General features: G+C 69.3%; 15 protein-coding genes. 13 read left to right on the top strand and 2 right to left on the bottom strand.

The window, feature by feature from the left end:
• Positions 1-175 precede the first annotated feature (175 nt).
• On the bottom strand, positions 176-1,183 hold the full coding sequence (locus ACZ54P_RS20925; RefSeq protein ID WP_465463221.1) for a stage II sporulation protein M: 1,008 nt from the start codon (positions 1,181-1,183) through the stop codon (positions 176-178).
• Between the two features lie 61 nt (positions 1,184-1,244).
• On the opposite strand from ACZ54P_RS20925, the gene ACZ54P_RS20920 reads away from it, so the two are divergent.
• Entirely contained in the window at positions 1,245-2,177 is a 933-nt protein-coding gene (locus ACZ54P_RS20920) for an RDD family protein (protein ID WP_465463220.1), read from the top strand.
• Positions 2,178-2,236: 59 nt separating this feature from the next.
• Here ACZ54P_RS20920 and ACZ54P_RS20915 read toward each other — a convergent pair whose 3' ends face one another.
• Entirely contained in the window at positions 2,237-3,712 is a 1,476-nt protein-coding gene (locus tag ACZ54P_RS20915; RefSeq protein ID WP_465463219.1) for a neutral zinc metallopeptidase, read from the bottom strand.
• A 101-nt stretch (positions 3,713-3,813) separates the two neighbouring features.
• On the opposite strand from ACZ54P_RS20915, the gene ACZ54P_RS20910 reads away from it, so the two are divergent.
• From ACZ54P_RS20910 to ACZ54P_RS20855, 12 genes are all read left to right on the top strand, one after another.
• The gene (locus ACZ54P_RS20910) at positions 3,814-5,583 is read left to right on the top strand and encodes a DUF2207 domain-containing protein (protein WP_465463218.1); all 1,770 of its coding nucleotides are present in this window, start codon (positions 3,814-3,816) and stop codon (positions 5,581-5,583) included.
• Between the two features lies 1 nt (position 5,584).
• Positions 5,585-7,192: a DUF2207 domain-containing protein gene (locus tag ACZ54P_RS20905; protein WP_465463217.1), complete on the top strand. Its 1,608-nt coding sequence runs from the start codon at positions 5,585-5,587 to the stop codon at positions 7,190-7,192.
• 21 nt (positions 7,193-7,213) lie between these two features.
• Entirely contained in the window at positions 7,214-8,518 is a 1,305-nt protein-coding gene (locus ACZ54P_RS20900; protein ID WP_465463216.1) for a M16 family metallopeptidase, read from the top strand.
• On the top strand, positions 8,515-9,894 hold the full coding sequence (locus tag ACZ54P_RS20895; RefSeq protein ID WP_465463215.1) for a M16 family metallopeptidase: 1,380 nt from the start codon (positions 8,515-8,517) through the stop codon (positions 9,892-9,894). The genes ACZ54P_RS20900 and ACZ54P_RS20895 overlap by 4 nt, the downstream gene beginning before the upstream one ends.
• Positions 9,891-10,904, top strand: a complete 1,014-nt coding sequence (gene nudC / locus ACZ54P_RS20890) for an NAD(+) diphosphatase (protein ID WP_465463214.1) — start codon at positions 9,891-9,893, stop codon at positions 10,902-10,904. Before ACZ54P_RS20895 ends, nudC begins: the two co-directional genes overlap by 4 nt.
• A gap of 197 nt (positions 10,905-11,101) precedes the next feature.
• Complete coding sequence (locus tag ACZ54P_RS20885; protein WP_465463213.1) at positions 11,102-11,344, top strand: hypothetical protein; 243 nt, start codon at positions 11,102-11,104, stop codon at positions 11,342-11,344.
• Positions 11,345-11,575: 231 nt separating this feature from the next.
• Entirely contained in the window at positions 11,576-12,826 is a 1,251-nt protein-coding gene (locus ACZ54P_RS20880; protein ID WP_465463395.1) for an ROK family protein, read from the top strand.
• A 64-nt stretch (positions 12,827-12,890) separates the two neighbouring features.
• Positions 12,891-14,219 (top strand): extracellular solute-binding protein, encoded by a 1,329-nt coding sequence (locus ACZ54P_RS20875; protein WP_465463394.1) that lies wholly within the window; start codon positions 12,891-12,893, stop codon positions 14,217-14,219.
• A 4-nt stretch (positions 14,220-14,223) separates the two neighbouring features.
• Complete coding sequence (locus tag ACZ54P_RS20870; RefSeq protein WP_465463212.1) at positions 14,224-15,213, top strand: carbohydrate ABC transporter permease; 990 nt, start codon at positions 14,224-14,226, stop codon at positions 15,211-15,213.
• Entirely contained in the window at positions 15,210-16,103 is an 894-nt protein-coding gene (locus tag ACZ54P_RS20865; protein WP_465463211.1) for a carbohydrate ABC transporter permease, read from the top strand. The genes ACZ54P_RS20870 and ACZ54P_RS20865 overlap by 4 nt, the downstream gene beginning before the upstream one ends.
• On the top strand, positions 16,100-17,365 hold the full coding sequence (locus ACZ54P_RS20860; RefSeq protein ID WP_465463210.1) for a 6-phospho-beta-glucosidase: 1,266 nt from the start codon (positions 16,100-16,102) through the stop codon (positions 17,363-17,365). Before ACZ54P_RS20865 ends, ACZ54P_RS20860 begins: the two co-directional genes overlap by 4 nt.
• On the top strand, positions 17,350-18,354 hold the full coding sequence (locus tag ACZ54P_RS20855) for an N-acetylglucosamine kinase (protein WP_465463209.1): 1,005 nt from the start codon (positions 17,350-17,352) through the stop codon (positions 18,352-18,354). The genes ACZ54P_RS20860 and ACZ54P_RS20855 overlap by 16 nt, the downstream gene beginning before the upstream one ends.
• Positions 18,355-18,403 lie beyond the last annotated feature (49 nt).

The raw sequence follows: 18,403 nt of genomic DNA, 5'->3' as shown, positions 1-18,403 counted from the left end.
TCAGTCGAGGAAACCCGGCCTTCACACCTTCCCCAAGTACATGAAGGCCCCCTTCCTTGCGCTAGGCGCAAGGAAGGGGGCCATCACGTACTTCACGCAAACAAGACCGCAGGCCACGAGTAGGTACCCAAGATTTGGTCGTTAGAACGACCCAAATCACTCACGACCAACCACTTCAACCAGCTTCCGGTCGAGAGTCACCGGCGTATCGCCAGTCGACGTCACCCGTTTCCCCCGCTTTCGCGGCCTTTCGCCCGACGACGAATACGTAGAGCAAAAAGGCGACTTCGGCGATTACACCGATTCCCACCCGCGCCCAGGTCGGCAGGCCCGACGGGGTCACGAAACCCTCGATCACGCCGGAGATCAGCAGCACCACGGTCAGGCCCAGTGCCATCACCACGACCGACCGCCCCTGCTCGCCGAGTGCCGCCGTCCGGGAACGACGTCCGGGGTCGATGACCGTCCAGCCCAGCTTCAGTCCCGTCCCGGCCGCGACGAACACCGCGGTGAGTTCCAGCAGGCCGTGCGGCAGGATCAGGCCGAAGAACACGTGGAGCCGTCCGGCCGAGGACATCAGCGCCGCGCCGATCGCGAGGTTCAGCGAGTTCGCCCAGAGCGCGTAGATCACCGGGAGACCCAGCACCACGCCGAGGAACAGGCAGGTCGCGGCCACCCACGCGTTGTTGGTCCACACGCGCGCGGCGAAGGAGCCCGCGGGGTCGGAGGAGTAGTACGTCTCGTACTTCCCGCCCGGTGCGGTGAGGTCCTTGAACTCCTCCGGCGAGGCCAGCGACGCGAGCACCTGTGGGTCACCGGCGATCCACACCGCCGCGATCGCCATCACCGCGATCGACGCCGCCGCCGACGCGAGCCACCAGCGCCTGCTCAGGTACAGCGCGGCGGGAAAGCGCTGGGTGAAGAACAGGCCGACCTCGCGCCACGCGGGGCTGTGCGAGCCGGTGACGGCCGAGCGCGCCTTCGCGACCAGGCTGGACAGATGCGCGACGAGCGCGGGATCGGGCGCGACCGAGCGGATGATCGAAAGATGCGTGGCGACGCGCTGGTACAGCGTCACCAGCTCGTCGGCGTCCTGGCCGCTGAGTTTCCCGGCGCGGCCGACGAGGTCACGCAGCCGGTCCCATTCGGCCTGATGCGCGGCGACGAACACGTCCACGTCCAACTCGGAGCCCTCCCGCCGATCGTCCTTGGTCGCCCAGCCTATTCGTCACTACGCTTGCCAGGTGGAACAAGAGTCCGAACTCGTCACCGGCGAGGCCGTCGTCCTGGACGTGCGCGCGGCGAAACTGGCGAGCCGAGGGCTCGCCATGATGCTCGACGTCGCACTCCAGCTGATCGCGCTGTTCGTCGCGATGCTGGTACTGAGTCAGATCGCCGCGTTCGGCGACGAAGCGCTGGCATTGACCCTGTTCCTGGTGACCCTCGTGCTGATCATGGTCGGCTATCCGGTGATCTTCGAGACGCTCAGCCGGGGCCGCACGCTCGGGAAGATGGCGCTCGGCCTGCGCGTGGTCCGCACGGACGGCGGTCCGGTGCGGTTCCGGCACGCGCTCGTCCGCGGGCTCGCCGGTTTCTTCGTCGACTTCTGGGCGCTGGGTCTGCTCGGCGTCGTGGCGGTGGTCACGTCGCTGCTGTCACCCAACGGTCGCCGGGTCGGCGATTACCTCGCCGGCACCATGGTGATCCGGGAACGCATGCCCGTCTCCAGGACGCCGTACGTCGGGATGCCGCCGGAGCTGGCGTACTGGGCCTCGCAGCTGGACTTGACCCGGTTGCCGAACGACCTCGCCCTGGCCGTCCGCCAGTACTTGAGCCGGACGAGCGAGCTTCGCCCCGAGGCTGTCGAGGCTCTCGGATACGGGCTCGCGCAGCAGGTCGCGGCGGCGATCGGGGCGCCGGTGCCGCCGGGGGTGCCGTCGTGGGCGTACCTGTCGGCGGTGCTGGCGGAGCGACGGCGCAGGGAGCAGGCGAAGCTGCAGCACGCGCCGCTTCAGCCCGTCATGCAGTACGTGCCGCCTGTGCAGGCCCAGCCGGTGCAGCCGTACCCGCAGGCGTATCCCCAGCCGTATCCGCAGGCGGCGGCTCCCGCGCCGGTCACGCGGCCGGTCGCCCAACCGGAGCCGGAACCCGAGAACCCGTTCGCGCCACCTGGCTGACCCCGGCACCCCGTCCTCGCATTTAGAGGACTAAATGCGAAGACGGAGTGACGTCGGGATCAGGACACCTCGGACGAGTTCGCCGCCCAGGTGTTGCACTGGAACATCCGGTTCTTCTGCGCGCCGTGCTGCCACCACGAGACGGCGTGCGCGTCGGAGCCGTGGTCACGCGGGCCGCCGTTGTGGTCGCCGCGGTCCTGCGATCCCCACGCGTCCCGGTACATCGCCTGGTCGACCGAGCCACCGCGGCCCACCGTCGAGCCGAGGAACGATCCGGAAAGACATTGCGCCGAAAGTTCGTTCCGCCGCGACATCTCCAGCCCCGCCGCGGAGTCGGTACCGGCTTCGTACCGTGCGTCCCAATAGGCGCGCGAGATACCGGAAAGCGCCTGGACGTGGTGCGCGTACTCGTGGGCGAAGACGGCCAGGTACACCCCTGGCCGGTTGCCGTACTGGTTGACCTGGAGGCCTTCGTACGGCATGTACAGCGTCTCGTTCTGCGAACAGTAGAACGCCGCCACCGCGCCATTGCTGGCGTCACCGCACGGGCTCGACCAGTTCTTGCCGGAGGGGTACTTCACGGTCGGGACCCGGAACGGCAGTTTCGTGTAGTTCATGACCTGTTGCCACACACTGTCCAGACAAGGCCGCGCGCTCTCGAAGAAAGCCGACGCCGCGTTCGGGTTGTTCCCCCAGCGCGAGAGGTTGCACGCCTGGTTCGGCAGGCCGACGTTCGTGTTCAGCCACAGTGGGTTGTCCGCCAGTTTGTAGTGCGGTTGCGGACCGGACGGGGCCCGGCTGGCCGAGGTCTCGCGGGTCGAGCCGGTCGACGTCTCGCGCGTGGCGGTCGAATCACGCGAGCCGGTCGTCGTCGACGTTTCACTGGACGTGGTCGTCGTCGAGTAGTCCGAAGTGGACGTGGTCGGGTAGGCGCCGGTCGTGTACCCGGCGTCCGCGGTGTGGCGCGTACCGCTGTCCGCGATGGCGATCACCATGATCAGCCCGCCCATCACCGCCATCACGGCCACGATCGCGACGGCCGCGATGACCCCGCCGTTCGACTTCTTGGCGCGGTATCCGCCGTAGGGCGTGAACGCCGGCTGCGTGAAACGCGGGCCGTAGGGAAGCTGCGGCGGGCCGACGGCGCCGGGCTGGAACGGGACGGGCGCGCCGATCCGCGGCGGCGGAAGCGGAACCGCGCCCGGTGGGGGGAGCGGAATCCCGCCGCTCGGCGGGCCCGGCCGGTACGGCGGCGGGATCGGCGTCGGCTGCGAGATCGGCGGCCCGCCAGGACTCGGCCGGCCCTGCTGACCCGGCCCCGGCTGCCCTGGGCGGCCGGGTGGAACCGGCCCACCACCGGGGCCCGGCCGGTTCGGCGGTGGCACCGGCGGCCTGCCCTGCGGACCACCGCGAGGCGGCAGCGGGCGCGCGCCCGGTGGCGGGAGCGGTCGGCCACCCTGCGGCGGCCGTGGCGGCGTCGGTGGTGGAGTCGGCCGGCGTCGCGGATCAGGCGGGCCGGGCGGCTGGTGGTTCATCGAGTGGATCCCCCATGCGGTCTGCAACGCCCTCCGCCCCAGGTGGCGGGTTTCGGCGTTTCGGCGGTCAGCATAGATCGGCTGGCCTAGAGTGTGTGGCTGTGTTGACGAAATGGGGGACGGCGGTCGTGGCCGTCGCGGCGAGCACGGCCTTGATGGCCCCGCCGACGGATTCGAACGTGCCGGAAGCGCCCGACGCGGGCCCTTCGCTGACGAACGCGCCGCAATTGCCGAAGCCGCCGCCGCTCGGCGCGCGCGGCCAGCTCGGCCTGTTGCAGCCACCGAGCGGCGCGGCCGCGAACGTCGCGGTGAAGGTGGAACGCGACGGTTCGGTGTCGATCACCGAGCAGGTGACCGTCCCGGGTGGACAGCACCTGGTACGCCGCGTTCCGTTGAAGGTTCCCGCCACCGACGAGCAGGACCGGGTCTACGGCATCCGTGACGTCTCGGTCGAAGGCGCGGGCAAGACCGAGCTGACCGGCGATCAGCTGGTCGCCACCTTCGACGGCGGCGCGGCCACCCTCAAGTACAAAGTGGACGGAGCGGTCGCCGACGTCGGCGGCGCGCAGCAGGTGCGCTGGCAGGTCGCGAGCGGCTGGGACGGTGAACTGGCCCGCGTGTCCGCGTCGTTCAGCGCGCCGACCCGCGAAACGCCCACAGTGGACTGTTTCGCCGGGCCGCTCGGTTCGGACAGGCAGTGCTCGCTCGCCGAGACCGACCACAGCGGGGTCGTCCGCATCGAACAGGACAAGCTCGCGGCCGGGGAGCGGGTCGACCTCGCCGTCCAGCTCCCGGCGGGCACCGTGCCCGCCAACGCGCGGTTCGAGCGCGTCGACTCGGTCGGCGGCGCGTTCGCGCTCACCACGCTCGCCGGCATCGGGTTCGGGGTACTGGCGCTGTTCCTCGTGCTCGGCGCGGTCGCCGTGTGGCTGTCGCGCCGACGCGACAAGGGCGCGCTGACCGCGGGCACCGGCCCGGTCGACGTCCTCATGCGTGACGGCGACCGTGTCTCCTTCGCCTCTCCGGACGGCGTCCTGCCCGGCCAGGTCGGCACGGTCGTCGACGAGACGGTCGACGTCGTGGACGTCAGCGGCACGGTGGTCGACCTCGCGGTCCGCAACTACCTGTGGATCACCGAGGTCCGCGGCGCCGGAACCGTCGACTGGCAGCTCGCCCGCCGCAACGCGCCGGACGAGCATCTCGTCGCCTTCGAGCGCGAGATCTACACCGCCCTCCTGCCCGAGGGCACCGATTCCGTGCTGCTGTCGGAACTGCGCGGCCGCGGCACCGTCGACCTCCGCGTCGCGGGCGAGGCGATGTACGACGACGTCGTGCGCAAGGGCTGGTTCTCGCGCCGCCCGGACAAGAGCCGGAGCAAACTCACCTGGGCGGGCGTCGGCCTGGTCGCGCTCGGTCTCGTGGGCACCGTGGTGCTGACGTTCACCGCCGGGCACGCGCTGCTCGGGGTCGCGGTGGCGCTCGCCGGGCTCGCCGTGCTGCTGGGCGCGTCGTGGGTGCCGCCGAGGACCTCGCGAGGCAGGCGTCTGGTCGGCCAGGTGCGTGGCCTCCTCGAATACCTGCACACGGTCAAGGTCGCCGACATTCCGTTGGGAGACCGGGAAATGGTGTTCTCCCGGTCGCTGCCGTACGCCATCGTGCTCGGCGACACCGAACACTGGCTCCGGACCTTCGAGGCGCTCGACCCGTCGGCGGACGGTTCGGCCGGGCTGTACTGGTTCGGCGGCCTCGAAGGCGATCGGGATCTGCGCCGGTTCGCCGCGCATCTGCCGTCGTTCCTGTCCGCTTTGGACGGTCTGCTCGCCGAAGCCGGGCACCTGCGCTCCCTGCGCCCGGAACCGGTCCCCGCCTGACGTGAAGATCTGTTTGCTGGTCGGCCTCCTGCTGGTGCTGGGTGCGGCACCGGCGGGAGCGCAGGGCGAACCGCAGCTGCCCTCGCTGCCCAACAGCGCGGAGATCTCGCTCAAGGTGGAACGCGACGGCGCCCTCTCGGTCGTCGAGGCCGTGTCCGTGCCGAGCGAAGCGACGATGACGCGCCGCGTTCCGTTGCGGACCGCCGCCCCGCGCGACCGGGACCGGCTCATCGGCATCCGCGACGTCGTCATCGAGGGCGCGGGCAATTCCGAGCTGACCGACGACGAGTTCACCGTCAAGCTCCGGGGCGGCACCTCGATCGTCCGGTACAAAGTGGACGGTGCGGTCGCCGAAGCCGACGGCCTGCTGCGGGTCGGCTGGCAGGTCGCGGGCGGCTGGGACACCCGGCTCGAACTCGTGCGCGCCAGCTTCGCCGCGCCCGCCATTCCGAACGCGGTCACCTGCTACGCCGGTCCCGAAGGGTCGCGCGCGCACTGCGGGGCCGCCCAGATCGGGCATTCCGGACTGACCCGGTTCAGCCAGCAGAACCTCGCCGCCGGAGGGCGGATGGAGATCTCGGTCGAGTTGCCCGGCGGAACCGTCCCGGCGAACGCGCGGCTGGAGCCGTCGAAGACCTTCGCCGGAGCGTTCGTGCTCACCGCGCCGGTCGGCTGGGCTTGGGTCGGCTTCGCGCTCGCGCTGATCGCGGGTGCCGTGACAGTGGGCTCGCTGCGACGGCGGGACAAGCGCCCGGGCGACGCGCTCCCGGTCCGGCTGCTCACCGGGAAGGACGAACAGGCCGCGTTCGCGTCACCCGAGGGCGTGCTGCCGGGGCAGGCCGGGTTCGTCCTTTCGGGGCGGGCCGACGCCGTCGATCTGGCGGCGACGGTCGTCGACCTCGCGGTCCGGAACTACCTGTGGGTGAGCGAGGAGCCCGGCGAACTCGCCGACTGGCGACTCGTCCGCCGCAATCCGCCGGACGAGCAGCTCACCGCCTTCGAACGGGCGGTGTTCGACCTCCTGCTCCCGGACGAGCGGGAGTCGATCCTGTTGTCGGAGATCCAGGCCGCCGGCATCGGGGTCGACGCGGTACGGGGCGCGTTGCGCGACAGCGTGGTCGAGCGCCGCTGGTACTCGCGAGGGCCCGGCAAGCTCATCCGAGCCGGTTTGAGGGTCTGCTGCTACGGCCTGTTCCTCACCGTCCTGCTGGCGCTGACCGTCGGCTACGCCCAACTCGGGCTGATCGTCATCGCCGCGGGCGCGGTACTCGCCGTCACCGCCCGCCGGCTGCCGGTGCGCACGGGGGCGGGCGTCGCGTTGCACCGGCGGCTGCTCGGCGTCCGTGACGCGTTGCTGGCGACCAAGGCGACGGCCGTCCCGAAGCTCGAACGCGAGGTTCTTCTGTCGCGGGCGCTGCCCTACGCGCTCGCTCTCGGCGAACAGGAAACCTGGATCGCCGGATTCGCCGGGATCAAGGGGCCGCCCAAGATCTACTGGTACGGCAGGGAAGCCGCCGACGAGCCGGAGATCGCGCGGGTGAGCGACTTCACGGCCGCGCTAGTGGGAACCTTCGCCGCGACCCGACAGGGTCGTCGCCTGAAGCCCTGACCAAGCCGTAGGGTGGTGCGCATGGCCGATCCCGAGCTTGTCCGATTCACCCTCGACAACGGTCTGCGCGTGGTGCTCGCGCCCGACGAGACCGCTCCGGTGGTGGGTGTCAGCGTCCACTACGACGTGGGCTTCCGTTCCGAGCCCGAAGGGCGCACCGGTTTCGCGCACCTTTTCGAGCATTTGATGTTCCAGGGGAGCGAGAGCCTGGAGAAGCTCGCGCACTTCCGATACGTCCAGTCGAGTGGTGGCAGCTTCAACGGCTCCACCCATCCGGACTACACGGACTACTTCGAGGTGCTCCCCGCCGCGGCACTCGAGCGCGCCCTGTTCCTCGAAGCGGACAGGATGCGGGCGCCGAAGCTGACGCAGGAGAACCTGGCCAACCAGATCGACGTGGTCAAGGAGGAGATCCGCCTCAACGTGCTGAACCGGCCGTACGGCGGGTTCCCGTGGATCCTGCTCCCGCCGGTGCTGTACTCCACGTTCCCCAACGCGCACAACGGTTACGGCGGTTTCGAGGATCTCGAACAGGCCACCCTGGACGACTGCGCGGCCTTCTTCGACACCTACTACTCGCCCGCGAACGCGGTGCTGACCGTCGCCGGTGACTTCACCGTCGAGCAGGCCCGCGAGCTGATCGAGAAGCATTTCGGCGACGTGCCGCACCGGCCCGCGCCCCAGCGCCCGTCGTTCGCCGAGCCCGCCCCCGATGGCGAGTTGCGCGGCGAGCACGTCGACCCGCACGCCCCGCTGCCCGCGGTCGCCCTCGGTTACCGCATGCCGGATCCGATCAACGACCTCGACGGCTACCTGGCGAACCTCGTGCTCGCCGGTGTGCTGACCGACGGTGACGGCTCCCGGCTGCAGCAGCGTCTGGTGCACCGCGAGCCGCTGGTCGTCGACATCGGCGCCGGTGCCGGGCTGTTCGGCCCGTTCGAGGCCCGCGACCCGGACACGTTCACCATCACCGCGATCCACCCGCACGAGGTGAGCACCGAGCAGGTCCTCGCCGCGCTGGACGAGGAGCTGGAGAAGCTGGCGGCCACGCCGCCGGAGGACCAGGAACTGAAGAAGGTCACCGCGCGCTGGGCCTCGAGCCTGCACTCCGAGCACGACAAGCTGGTGTCCCGCACGCTGGCGCTGGGCTCGTTCGAGCTGCTGTACGGCGACGCGTCGCTGGTGCACCGGCTCGCCGAGAAGATGTCGGCGGTCACCGCGGAAGCCGTTTCGGCGGCGGCGAAGGCGCTGCGGCCGGATTCGCGCGCGGTCCTCGTCATCCGTCCGGGTAGTGGATCTTCAGATCAGGAAGGTACCGAGCAGTGAGCGCACCGCACCGCACCGCCGAGGAGATCGGCCGCACGGCCGCCGGGCCGCGTCCGGTCCCGTCGCTGGGGACGCAACGCGCCGCCGCCGATCTGTCCCATGTGGACACCACACTGAACAACGGGCTGCGGGTGCTCGCCGTCCGCAAGGCCACCGTGCCGCTGGTCGAGCTGCGCCTGTGGATCCCGTTCGCCGGTGACGACGCGCTCCACCCGGCGACCGCCGAGGTGCTGGCCGAGACACTGCTGACCGGCACCGCCCGCCGCGACCGCATCGAGGTCGACGCCGACCTGGCGCTGATCGGTGGCGACCTGGCCGCCGGTGTCGACCCGGAGCGGCTGGCCGTCACCGGTACGTCGCTGGCCGACGGCCTGCCGACGATGCTCGACGTCCTCGCCGACGCGCTCACCGGCGCGTCGTACGCGGACGCCGAGGTGGAACGGGAACGCGAGCGGCTCATCGAGCGGATCGCCGTCTCGCGCACGCAGCCGAGGACGATCGCCCGCGAGGCGCTGCAGAAGCACCGCTACGGCGACCACCCGGCGACGCGCGAGGTGCCGAAGGCCGAAGACGTGGCGGTCGTGACGCCGGAGCAGGTGCGCGCGCTGCACCGGGCTTCGGTGCTGCCGCGCGGTTCCGTGCTCGTGCTCGTCGGCGACATCGACCCGCAGACCATCATCGGCGACCTGGAGAAGGCGCTCGGCGGCTGGGCTTCGGACCGCTCCGCCGTCCGGCTGCCCGAGCTGCCCGCGCTCACCGGCGGCGACGTCCTGCTCGTGCCGCGCGCCGGTGCCGTGCAGTCGCAGATCCGGCTGTCCGCGCAGACCGTTCCGCGTACGGACCCGGGTTACGCCGCGCTGCAGCTGGCGAACCTCACCTACGGTGGGTATTTCTCGTCGCGGCTGGTCGAGAACATCCGTGAGGACAAGGGTTATACCTACAGCGCGCACTCCGGATTCGAGTTCACCGACCAGACCGCGGTGGTGAACGTCGACGCGGACACCGCGACCGACGCGACCGCGGCCGCCCTGCTGGAGACGCGGTACGAACTGGCGAGGCTGGGTCTCGTCCCGCCGACCGCCGACGAGGTCGAGTCGGTGCGGCAATACGCCATCGGTTCGCTGGTCACGTCGGCGTCGTCGCAGGGTGGGTTGGCCGCCCAGCTGTCCGCGCTCGCCGCGACCGGGCTGGGCGCCGAATGGCTCGCCGGGCACCCGGAGCGGCTCGCCGCGGTCACCGCCGAAGACGTGGCCAACGCCGCGCTGGAGTACTTCGCGCCGAAGCGGTTCACCGGGGTCGTCGTCGGCGACGCCGACGTCCTCGCGCCGAAGCTGAAGGCACTGGGTGACGTGACCGTCGGGGAGCCGGCTGAATGAGCACACCGTTCGGGCTGGGGGCGCTCCCGACGCTTTCGCGCTCCACGGCGGACCGTCAGGAATCCTTGCGCACCAACCCGGACAGGCTCGCCGCGCGCTGGCCGGACGCCCGGGTCGTGCTGCTCGACGAGCACTCCCGCACCCCGGTGGTGGAGGGTTCCGGCACGCTCGCGACCCGCAAGACGCAGGACTTCGGCGCCGAGCCGCCCGCCGACGCGATCTTCCTGGGGGAGTGGCAGGGCACCGACTTCTGGTCGCTGCCCGGCCGCCCCAGCGGGGAGACCGAGACCGTCGAGATGGCGGGCAGCTGGGGCGTCGTCGAGGAGGTCCCGCGGCACGAAGGCGAGGTCTGGGTCGACCTGCGCGGCTATGGCGACCTGCTCGACGACACGTCGGCCGGGTTGTTCACCACCGCGCAGGCGCTGCGGAACTGGCACCGCCAGGCGAAGTTCTGCACGCGCTGCGGGAACCCGGTCGAGGTGATCCAGCTGGGCTGGGCGAGCAGGTGCACCGGCTGTGGCCGGGAGGAGTACCCGCGCACCGACCCCGCGGTGATCTGCCTCGTGCACGACGACACCGGTGTCGACGGCGAGCGCGTCCTCTTGGCACGCCAGCCGATCTGGCCCGAGAACCGGTACTCGATTCTCGCCGGTTTCGTCGAGGCGGGGGAATCGCTCGAAGGCTGTGTCGAGCGGGAGATCCGCGAAGAGGTCGGCGTCGACGTGCGCGACGTGCGTTATCTCGGCAGCCAGCCATGGCCGTTCCCGCGGTCGATCATGCTCGGTTTCACCGCGCGGGCCGACATCACTTCGACGATCGTGCCCGCGGAGGGCGAGATCGAAGAGGCGTTCTGGGTTTCGCGCGAGGAAGTGCGGGCGGCGTTCGCGAACAGCCAGTTGCGGAACGCGGGCGCCGTGCCGACGCCGATCGCCGGCGGTACGCGGCAGCTGGTGCTGCCCGGGAACTCGTCCATCGCGCGCGTGATGCTGGCGGCCTGGGCGGGCGTCTAGGGGTTTGAGGTACATGAAGGCCCCCTTCCTTGCGTCTAGCGCAAGGAAGGGGGCCTTCATGTACTGGGGAAGGTGTGAAGGCTCACCGTGGTGGCTGGTTCGAGTCGGAGTTGGTGATTTGCCCTCGAAGCGGAGAAGCGTCCGATATTCTCCTGCCGTCCGGTTCAGGACCAGAGAATCAAGACACTGGGGAAAACATGAAGAACACTTTGCGGCGGCTTGCCGTCGCCGGAGCCGCTGTCGCGGCCTTCGCTTCGATCAGCGCCGTGACCGCGGGAGCGGCGCAGGCCTCGGGTTACGAGTACTTCGGTTCGTACACCGAAGAGGATTGCGGAATCACGGGCCACCACGGCCAGATCGCCGGAGACTGGAACGGGTGGATGTGCTACCCCACCTCGCTTCCTTGGGTGTGGGATCTGTACGTGGATCCCAACTTCTGATCCATCACAGCACGAAGGGCCGCTCAGGACGCTCCTGAGCGGCCCTTCGTCGTCTGATGCACCCTCCGCGTCGGCGCGTGTACCCGCTGTGCGGAACACCGCAAGCGTTATCTCTCCGTTTCCCCACCCCGTTGACGGCTGTGTTTCGGCTCACTACAGTCCCCGGAAACCGTCTGTAAAGTTTCCTAACGAAGTCGGGAGCGAGCCACAGTGCGAGCCGGCAGTCCGCGGATGCTGCGCGAGATCAACGATCGTGCGGCCATCGAGGTCCTCCTCCGGGAGGGCCCGTTGACGCGCTCCGAGCTCGAAGTCGCGATCGGTCTGTCGAAGCCCGCGACGGCGCAGTTGCTCACCCGGCTCGAACAGGACGACATCGTCGGCAAGGCGGGCGTACGCGGTGGGGGCCGCGGCCCGAGGGCGCAGCTTTGGCAGGTCAACGGCGGTCTCGCCTATGTCGCGGCCGTCGACCTCACCCCTCGGAAAGCAGACTTCGTCGTCTCCGACGTCACCGGCGCGGTGCTGGCGGAGTACCAGGTGCCGCTCCCGGTCCACGAGGGCGCGGACGTCGTCGGCACCTTCGGCACGGCGCTCACGAAGGTCGCGAACGACGCCGGGCTCGCCGCCACCGATCTCCGCCACGTCGTCATCGGCGCGCAGGGCGCCTTCGACCCGCGCACCGGCCTGCTCTCGTCGGCGCCGCACATCCCCGGCTGGCTCGGGTTCGACGTGCCGAGCAGGCTCAGCGCGGAACTCGGCGTCGAGGTCACCATCGAGAACGACGTCAACCTCGTCGCCATCGTCGAAATGACCGTCGGCCAGGCGGTCGGCCTGGACGACTTCGTGATGATCTGGCTCAGCGACGGTGTCGGCGGCGCGGTGGTGGTCGGGCGGCGGCTGCTGCGCGGCGCGACCGGCGGTGGCGGCGAGATCGACTGGATGCGCGTTCCCGATCCGGTTTCGGTGGCCGGGCAAGGCGAAAAGCCGCGCGCCGGTGACCGCTTCGGCGACCTGGTCGCCTCACCCGCGGTCGTCGAACTCGCCGCCGCGCACGGGATCGAGGCAGTGGACGGCGCGGACGCGGTCACCAAAGCCCGCCGAAGCGCCAACGAACCCTTCCTCGACGACCTCGCCCGCCGCGTCGCGGGCGGCGCGGCCAGCCTGATCGCGGTCGTCGATCCCGAACTCGTGCTGCTCTCAGGTGACACCAGCCGCGCAGGTGGCGAGGAATTCGCCGCACTGGTGGCGAAAAGGCTGCACGAACTCGTCCTGCCCCGCACCCCCGTCGGGGTCGCCTCGGTGCAGGGCAACGCGGTCCGCGCGGGCGCGCTCCAGTCCACGCTCGCCACCGTGCGCAGGGACGTCTTCGGCGTCAACACCCCATCGCTGTCCGGGCCCAGGCGGTCCGGGGCGGGAGAGCCGAACCCGATCGTGGCGATCCCGGATTCACGAACAGAACCACCGTCTCCCGCCCCAACCAACTAGGAGGAGGGTCATGAGTTCCAAGACCCAGGTTTCCAGAAGTGGCCGCCGTTGGCGCGGCTCGATAGTGCTCGGCGCGGTCACCGTCGCCGCACTGGTGTCCGCCTGTTCGGGCGCCGCGAGCGGCCCGAACGGTGGTTCGGGCGACGCGGCGGCCGCCCCGGCCGCGGACGCGAAGCTCACGCTGACCGTCTACAGCAAGTTCACCGACCGCGAGTACAACGTGGTCACCGCCGGGCTCAACAAGCTCAAGGCGAAGTTCCCGAACATCGAGATCAAGCACGAAGGCCAGCAGGACGACGACAAGATCACCCAGTCCATCCGCGGTGGCAACCCGCCGGACGTGGCGATCTCGTTCTTCACCGACAACCTCGGCGCGTGGTGCTCCACGGGCAGCTTCCAGGATCTCAAGCCCTACATCGACCGCGACAAGATCGACCTGACGCAGATCCCGGACGCGGTCCGCAGCTACACCGAGTACCAGGGCAAGCGGTGCGCCATGCCGCTGCTCGCCGACGTCTACGGCTTCTACTACAACAAGGACATGTTCGCGGCGAAGGGCATCACGTCGCCGCCGAAGACGACCTCGGAACTGTTCGAGGCCACCAAGAAACTGACCGAGTTCAACCCCGACGGCTCGATCAAGGTCGCCGGGTTCATGCCGTCGATGCCGTTCTACGCCAACTTCGCGCAGTACTGGGCTCCGAACTTCGGCGCCACCTACCTTGGCCCGGACGGCCAGTCGCATCTCGCCGACAGCTCCGAGTGGAAGGCGATGTTCGACTTCCAGAAGCAGCTCGTCGACTTCTACGGCGGCCACGCCAAGGTCGAGCAGTTCAAGGCCGGTCTCGGCGAGGAGTACTCGGCGGACCACGGTTTCCAGCGCGGCAAGCTCGCGATGATGATCGACGGCGAATACCGCACCGCGTTCATCAAGGACCAGACGCCGGACCTGAAGTTCGGCACCGCGGCCCCGCCGGTGCTCGACAGCAAGCCGGACCGCTACGGCGGCGCGTTCACCACGGGCACGATCATCGCGATCCCCAAGGGTGCCAAGAACCCCGGCGCTGCTTGGGAACTGATCAAGCAGGTCACCCTCGACACGGCGACGCTGGTCGATCTGTCGAACGGACTGAAGAACGTGCCGAGCACCAAGGCCGCGCTGACCGACCCGAAGCTCGAGGTCACGCCGGAGTTCAAGACGTTCCTCGACCTGTACAACGGCGGGAAGCTGCTGCCGAACCCGTCGACCCCGATCGGCGACGCGCACCTCAAGGCCGTCAACGACTTCGCCGAGAAGTGGCAGGCGGGCAACATCCCCGACATGACCGCGGGTCTCAAACAGGTCGACGCTCAGATCAACGACGAGCTGGCCCAGAAACGCGCCGGCGGCTGATCGCATGACCTCGACCCTGGATTCCAGGGCGGTCGCTTCCCCTTCCGCGTCCACCCGGACGCGGAAGGGGAACGCAGCGCGCCGCCGTCGCACCGTCTTCTATTTCATCGCACCGGCGATGCTCGGGTTCCTGATCTTCTTCGGCTACCCGCTGATCGCCACGGTGTACTACTCGCTCACGCGCTACGACCTGATCAACCCGCCGGAATTCGTCGGCTTCGACAACTACATCCGGATGTTCACCAGCGAGCCGCTGGTCGGCACCGCCGCGTACAACACGCTGTGGCTGGTGATCGTCCTGACGTTCTGTCGCGTGGTGTTCGCCCTCGGCACGGCGTCGATCATCTCCCGGCTCAAGTCGGGCGTCGGTCTGGTGCGGACGCTCTGCTACCTGCCGTCGCTGGCCCCGCCCGCCGCGGCGACCCTGGCGTTCGTGTTCCTGTTCAACCCGGAATACGGCCCGGTCAACGCGTTCCTGCGGGCGGTCGGCGTCGACGGCGGCCTGTGGTTCAACGACCCGGCGATGTCGAAGCCCGCGCTGACCCTGCTGGTGATGTGGGGATCGGGCGAGCTGATGATCATCATCCTGGCCGCGTTGCTCGACGTGCCGCAGGAACAGTACGAAGCCGCCCAGCTCGACGGCGCCGGTCCGGTCCGCCGGTTCTGGCACGTCACACTGCCGTCGATCTCGCCGGTGCTGTTGTTCGGTGTCGTCAACTCGATGATCTTCGCGTTGCAGTTCTTCACCCAGGCGATCGTCGCGGGTTCGGCGGCCGCGGGCGCGGCGGACGTCGCGGGCAACACGAGATTCATCGGCGCACCACAGAACTCGACGCTGACCTATCCGGTCTGGCTGTATGTCCAGGGTTTCCGGTATTTCAACATGGGCTACGCGGCGGCGATGGCGGTCCTGCTGTTCGTCGTGTCGGCCGGGTTCACCTGGATTCTGGTCCGGCAGCTTCGTAAGTCCCAGCATCAGGAGGAGGGCGGATGACCACCCTGGCCGAACCCCGGCACGCCGCCCCGGCGTCCGAACCGCCGAAAGTACGGATGCGGCGCCGATGGGACAAGAAGCTGTACTGGATCGCGACCCACAGCGTGGGTATCGCGATGGGCGTGATCTTCATGCTGCCCATCCTGTTCGTGTTCCTCACCGCGGTGATGTCGAGCGAACAGGCGCTTTCGTCGAACTTCTGGCCGAAGGAATGGCACTTCGAGAACTTCGTCGAGGTGTTCGAGAAGGCGCCGCTGTTGCAGTACTTCGGCAACAGCATGCTCTACTCGACGCTGGCCACCTTCGGGGCACTTGTTTCGGCCATCCCGGCGGCGTACGCGCTTTCGAAGCTGAAGTTCCGCGGGCAGAACCTGTTCTTCATGCTCACCGTGGCCGCGATGATGCTTCCCCCACAGGTCACCGTCGTGCCGTTGTACGACCTGTGGGTGCGGCTCGGGTTCACCGGGACGCTGGTTCCGTTGATCGTGCCGTACTTCTTCTTCGACGCGTTCTCGATCTTCCTGCTGCGGCAGTTCTTCCTCACCATTCCGAAGGACTACCTGGAAGCGGCTAAGATCGACGGCTGCAACGAGTTCCAGACCATGGTCAAGGTGCTGATCCCGATGGCGAAGCCGGGGATCGCGGCCACCGCGATGTTCTGCTTCCTGTTCACCTGGAACGACTATTTCGGTCCGCTGCTCTACACCGGTGAGACCCGCGACAGCTGGCCGCTTTCGCTGGCGATCGCGTCATTCCGCGGGATGCACCACGTGGAATGGAACCTCACCATGGCCGCCACCGCGCTGATCATGCTGCCGGTGATCGTGCTGTTCGTATTCGCGCAGAAGTCCTTCGTCAAGGGCGTCACATTCACGGGGGTCAAGGGATGAAACTGGCAGTCGTCGGTGGCGGATCCACCTACACGCCCGAGTTGATCGACGGGATCGCCGGGCGGCGGTCCACTTTGGACGTCGACGAGATCGTGCTGATCGATCCGGACGCCTATCGAGTCGAGGCGGTCGGTGATTTCAGCAACCGGTTGCTGAGCCACGCCGGACATCCGGCGCGGGTCCGGACCACCGCCAACCTCGAAGAAGGCGTCGAAGGCGCGTCCGCGGTGCTGATCCAGTTGCGGGTCGGCGGGCAGCGCGCGCGGCGCGGGGACGAGACCTTCCCGCACGCCTGCGGCTGTGTCGGGCAGGAGACCACGGGAGCGGGCGGCCTCGCGAAGGCGTTGCGCACCGTGCCGGTGGTGCTCGACATCGCCGACAGGGTGCGGAAGGTCGCCGGTGACGACACCTGGATCGTCAACTTCACCAACCCGGTCGGCATCGTCACGCGCGCGCTGCTGAACGAGGGGCACCGCGCCGTCGGGTTGTGCAACGTCGCGATCCACCTTCAGCGGACGTTCGCGCATCTGCTCGGCGCCGGGGTCGACGACGTCAAGCTCGTGCACACCGGCCTCAACCACCTGAGCTGGGAACGCCAAGTGCTCGTCGACGGCGAAGACCGGCTCCCGGAGTTGCTCGCGGAGCACGCGGAATTCCTCGGTGAGCACGTCACCGCGCCGGTGGAATGGATGCGGCGGATGAACGTCGTGCCCTCGTACTACCTGAAGTACTACTACGGGCACGACGAGCAGGTCATGAAGCAGCGCACCGAGCGGCCGCGCGCGGACGTCGTCAGCGACGTCGAGGAGGAACTGCTCAAGGTGTACCTCGACACCGACGTGGTGACCAAACCGGAGCAGCTGGAAAAGCGGGGTGGTGCCTACTATTCCGAGGCCGCGGTGCAGCTCGTGCACGCGCTCACCTCCGGCGGGCCCGCGGAGGAGCACGTCGTCAACGTCCGCAACGAAGGCACTTTCGACTTCCTTCCGGACGACGCCGTCATCGAGGTTCCGGCCCTTGTGGACGCCAAGGGGCCGCGTCCGATCCCGCAGCCGCCGGTGGAACAGCGGTTCGCCGGGCTCATCGCCGGGGTGACCGCGTACGAGCACCTCGCGCTGGAAGCGGCGATCAAGGGCGGGCGGGACCGGGTGGCCGACGCGCTGCTCGCGCATCCGCTGGTCGGCCAGTACACCAAGGCGGACCAGCTCGCGGACACGCTGGTGCAGATCAATCGCCAGTACCTGCCGTGGGCGGGGGCATGACGGCCGGCTCACAGGACGTCGTCGTCGCGATCGACGGGGGCAACAGCAAGACCGACGTCCTGATCGTCTCGCGGGACGGACGGGTGCTCGGACAGTCCCGAGGGCCGGGCGCGTCCCCGCAGAACATCGGGGTCGACGCCAGCGTCCGCGCGTTGGAGAAGCTGGTGCTGGAGGCCCTTCGCGGGGCAGGGCTTCCCGAGGAGCGCCCGTTCGCGACGCATACGTCGGCCTACCTCGCGGGGCTGGATTTCCCGCAGGAGGAAGCGATCCTGCACGCGGCGCTGGCCGCGCGCGGCTGGAGCGACACCCTGATCGTCGGCAACGACACGCTCGCGCTGCTGCGCGCGGGCAGTTCCGACGGGACCGGTGTGGCGGTCGTGTGCGGCGCCGGGATCAACGGCGCCGGCGTCAGCGCCGACGGCCGCGAGCACCGGTTTCCCGCGCTGGGAAAGATCTCCGGCGACTGGGGCGGCGGCTACCGGTTGGGCGAGGAGGCGCTGTGGTGGGCCGTCCGCGCCGAGGACGGCAGGGGCCCGGCTACGGCTCTGCGGACCGCCGTCGCCGCGCATTTCGAGGCCTCGTCGGTGCTGGAAGTGGTGCAGCGACTGCACTTCGAGGAGCTGCACTCCGACGCGATCCACGGCCTGTGCCCGCTGCTGTTCACCGTCGCGGCGGACGGCGACGAGGTGGCGCAGGACGTGGTCGACCGGTTCGTCGAGGAGGTGTCCCTGCTGGTCACGGTCATCCTGCGGCGGCTAGAGCTGACCGAGGAGGCACCGGAGGTCATCCTCGGCGGGGGAGTGCTGACCGGGGTCGGCGCACAGGTGATCACGGAGATCGAGCGGCGGTGCCTGAAGGTGGCGCCGCACGCTTCGATCCGCGTCGTCGACGTCGCCCCCGTGGTCGGCGCGGCGCTGTTCGGCCTGGACACCCTCGGGGCCTCGGACGCCGCCAAGGCTGCCCTGAAGGCCGACACCAAACGGGTCTGAAAGTCCGTGAAGGCCTCCTTCCCTACCTTGAGCGTAGGGAAGGAGGCCT

The sequence above is a fragment of the Amycolatopsis sp. NPDC034160 genome (genome assembly GCF_055575355.1).
Note: the sequence above shows the minus strand (reverse complement) of the source record. Positions and strands in the feature narration are given on the sequence as shown.

Coding starts and splice junctions, on each gene's coding strand:
- ACZ54P_RS20915 (WP_465463219.1), bottom strand. CDS start 3,712: ATGAACCACCAGCCGCCCGGCCCGCCTGATCCGCGACGCCGGCCGACT.
- ACZ54P_RS20900 (WP_465463216.1), top strand. CDS start 7,214: ATGGCCGATCCCGAGCTTGTCCGATTCACCCTCGACAACGGTCTGCGC.
- nudC (WP_465463214.1), top strand. CDS start 9,891: ATGAGCACACCGTTCGGGCTGGGGGCGCTCCCGACGCTTTCGCGCTCC.
- ACZ54P_RS20885 (WP_465463213.1), top strand. CDS start 11,102: ATGAAGAACACTTTGCGGCGGCTTGCCGTCGCCGGAGCCGCTGTCGCG.
- ACZ54P_RS20880 (WP_465463395.1), top strand. CDS start 11,576: ATGCTGCGCGAGATCAACGATCGTGCGGCCATCGAGGTCCTCCTCCGG.
- ACZ54P_RS20870 (WP_465463212.1), top strand. CDS start 14,224: ATGACCTCGACCCTGGATTCCAGGGCGGTCGCTTCCCCTTCCGCGTCC.
- ACZ54P_RS20865 (WP_465463211.1), top strand. CDS start 15,210: ATGACCACCCTGGCCGAACCCCGGCACGCCGCCCCGGCGTCCGAACCG.
- ACZ54P_RS20860 (WP_465463210.1), top strand. CDS start 16,100: ATGAAACTGGCAGTCGTCGGTGGCGGATCCACCTACACGCCCGAGTTG.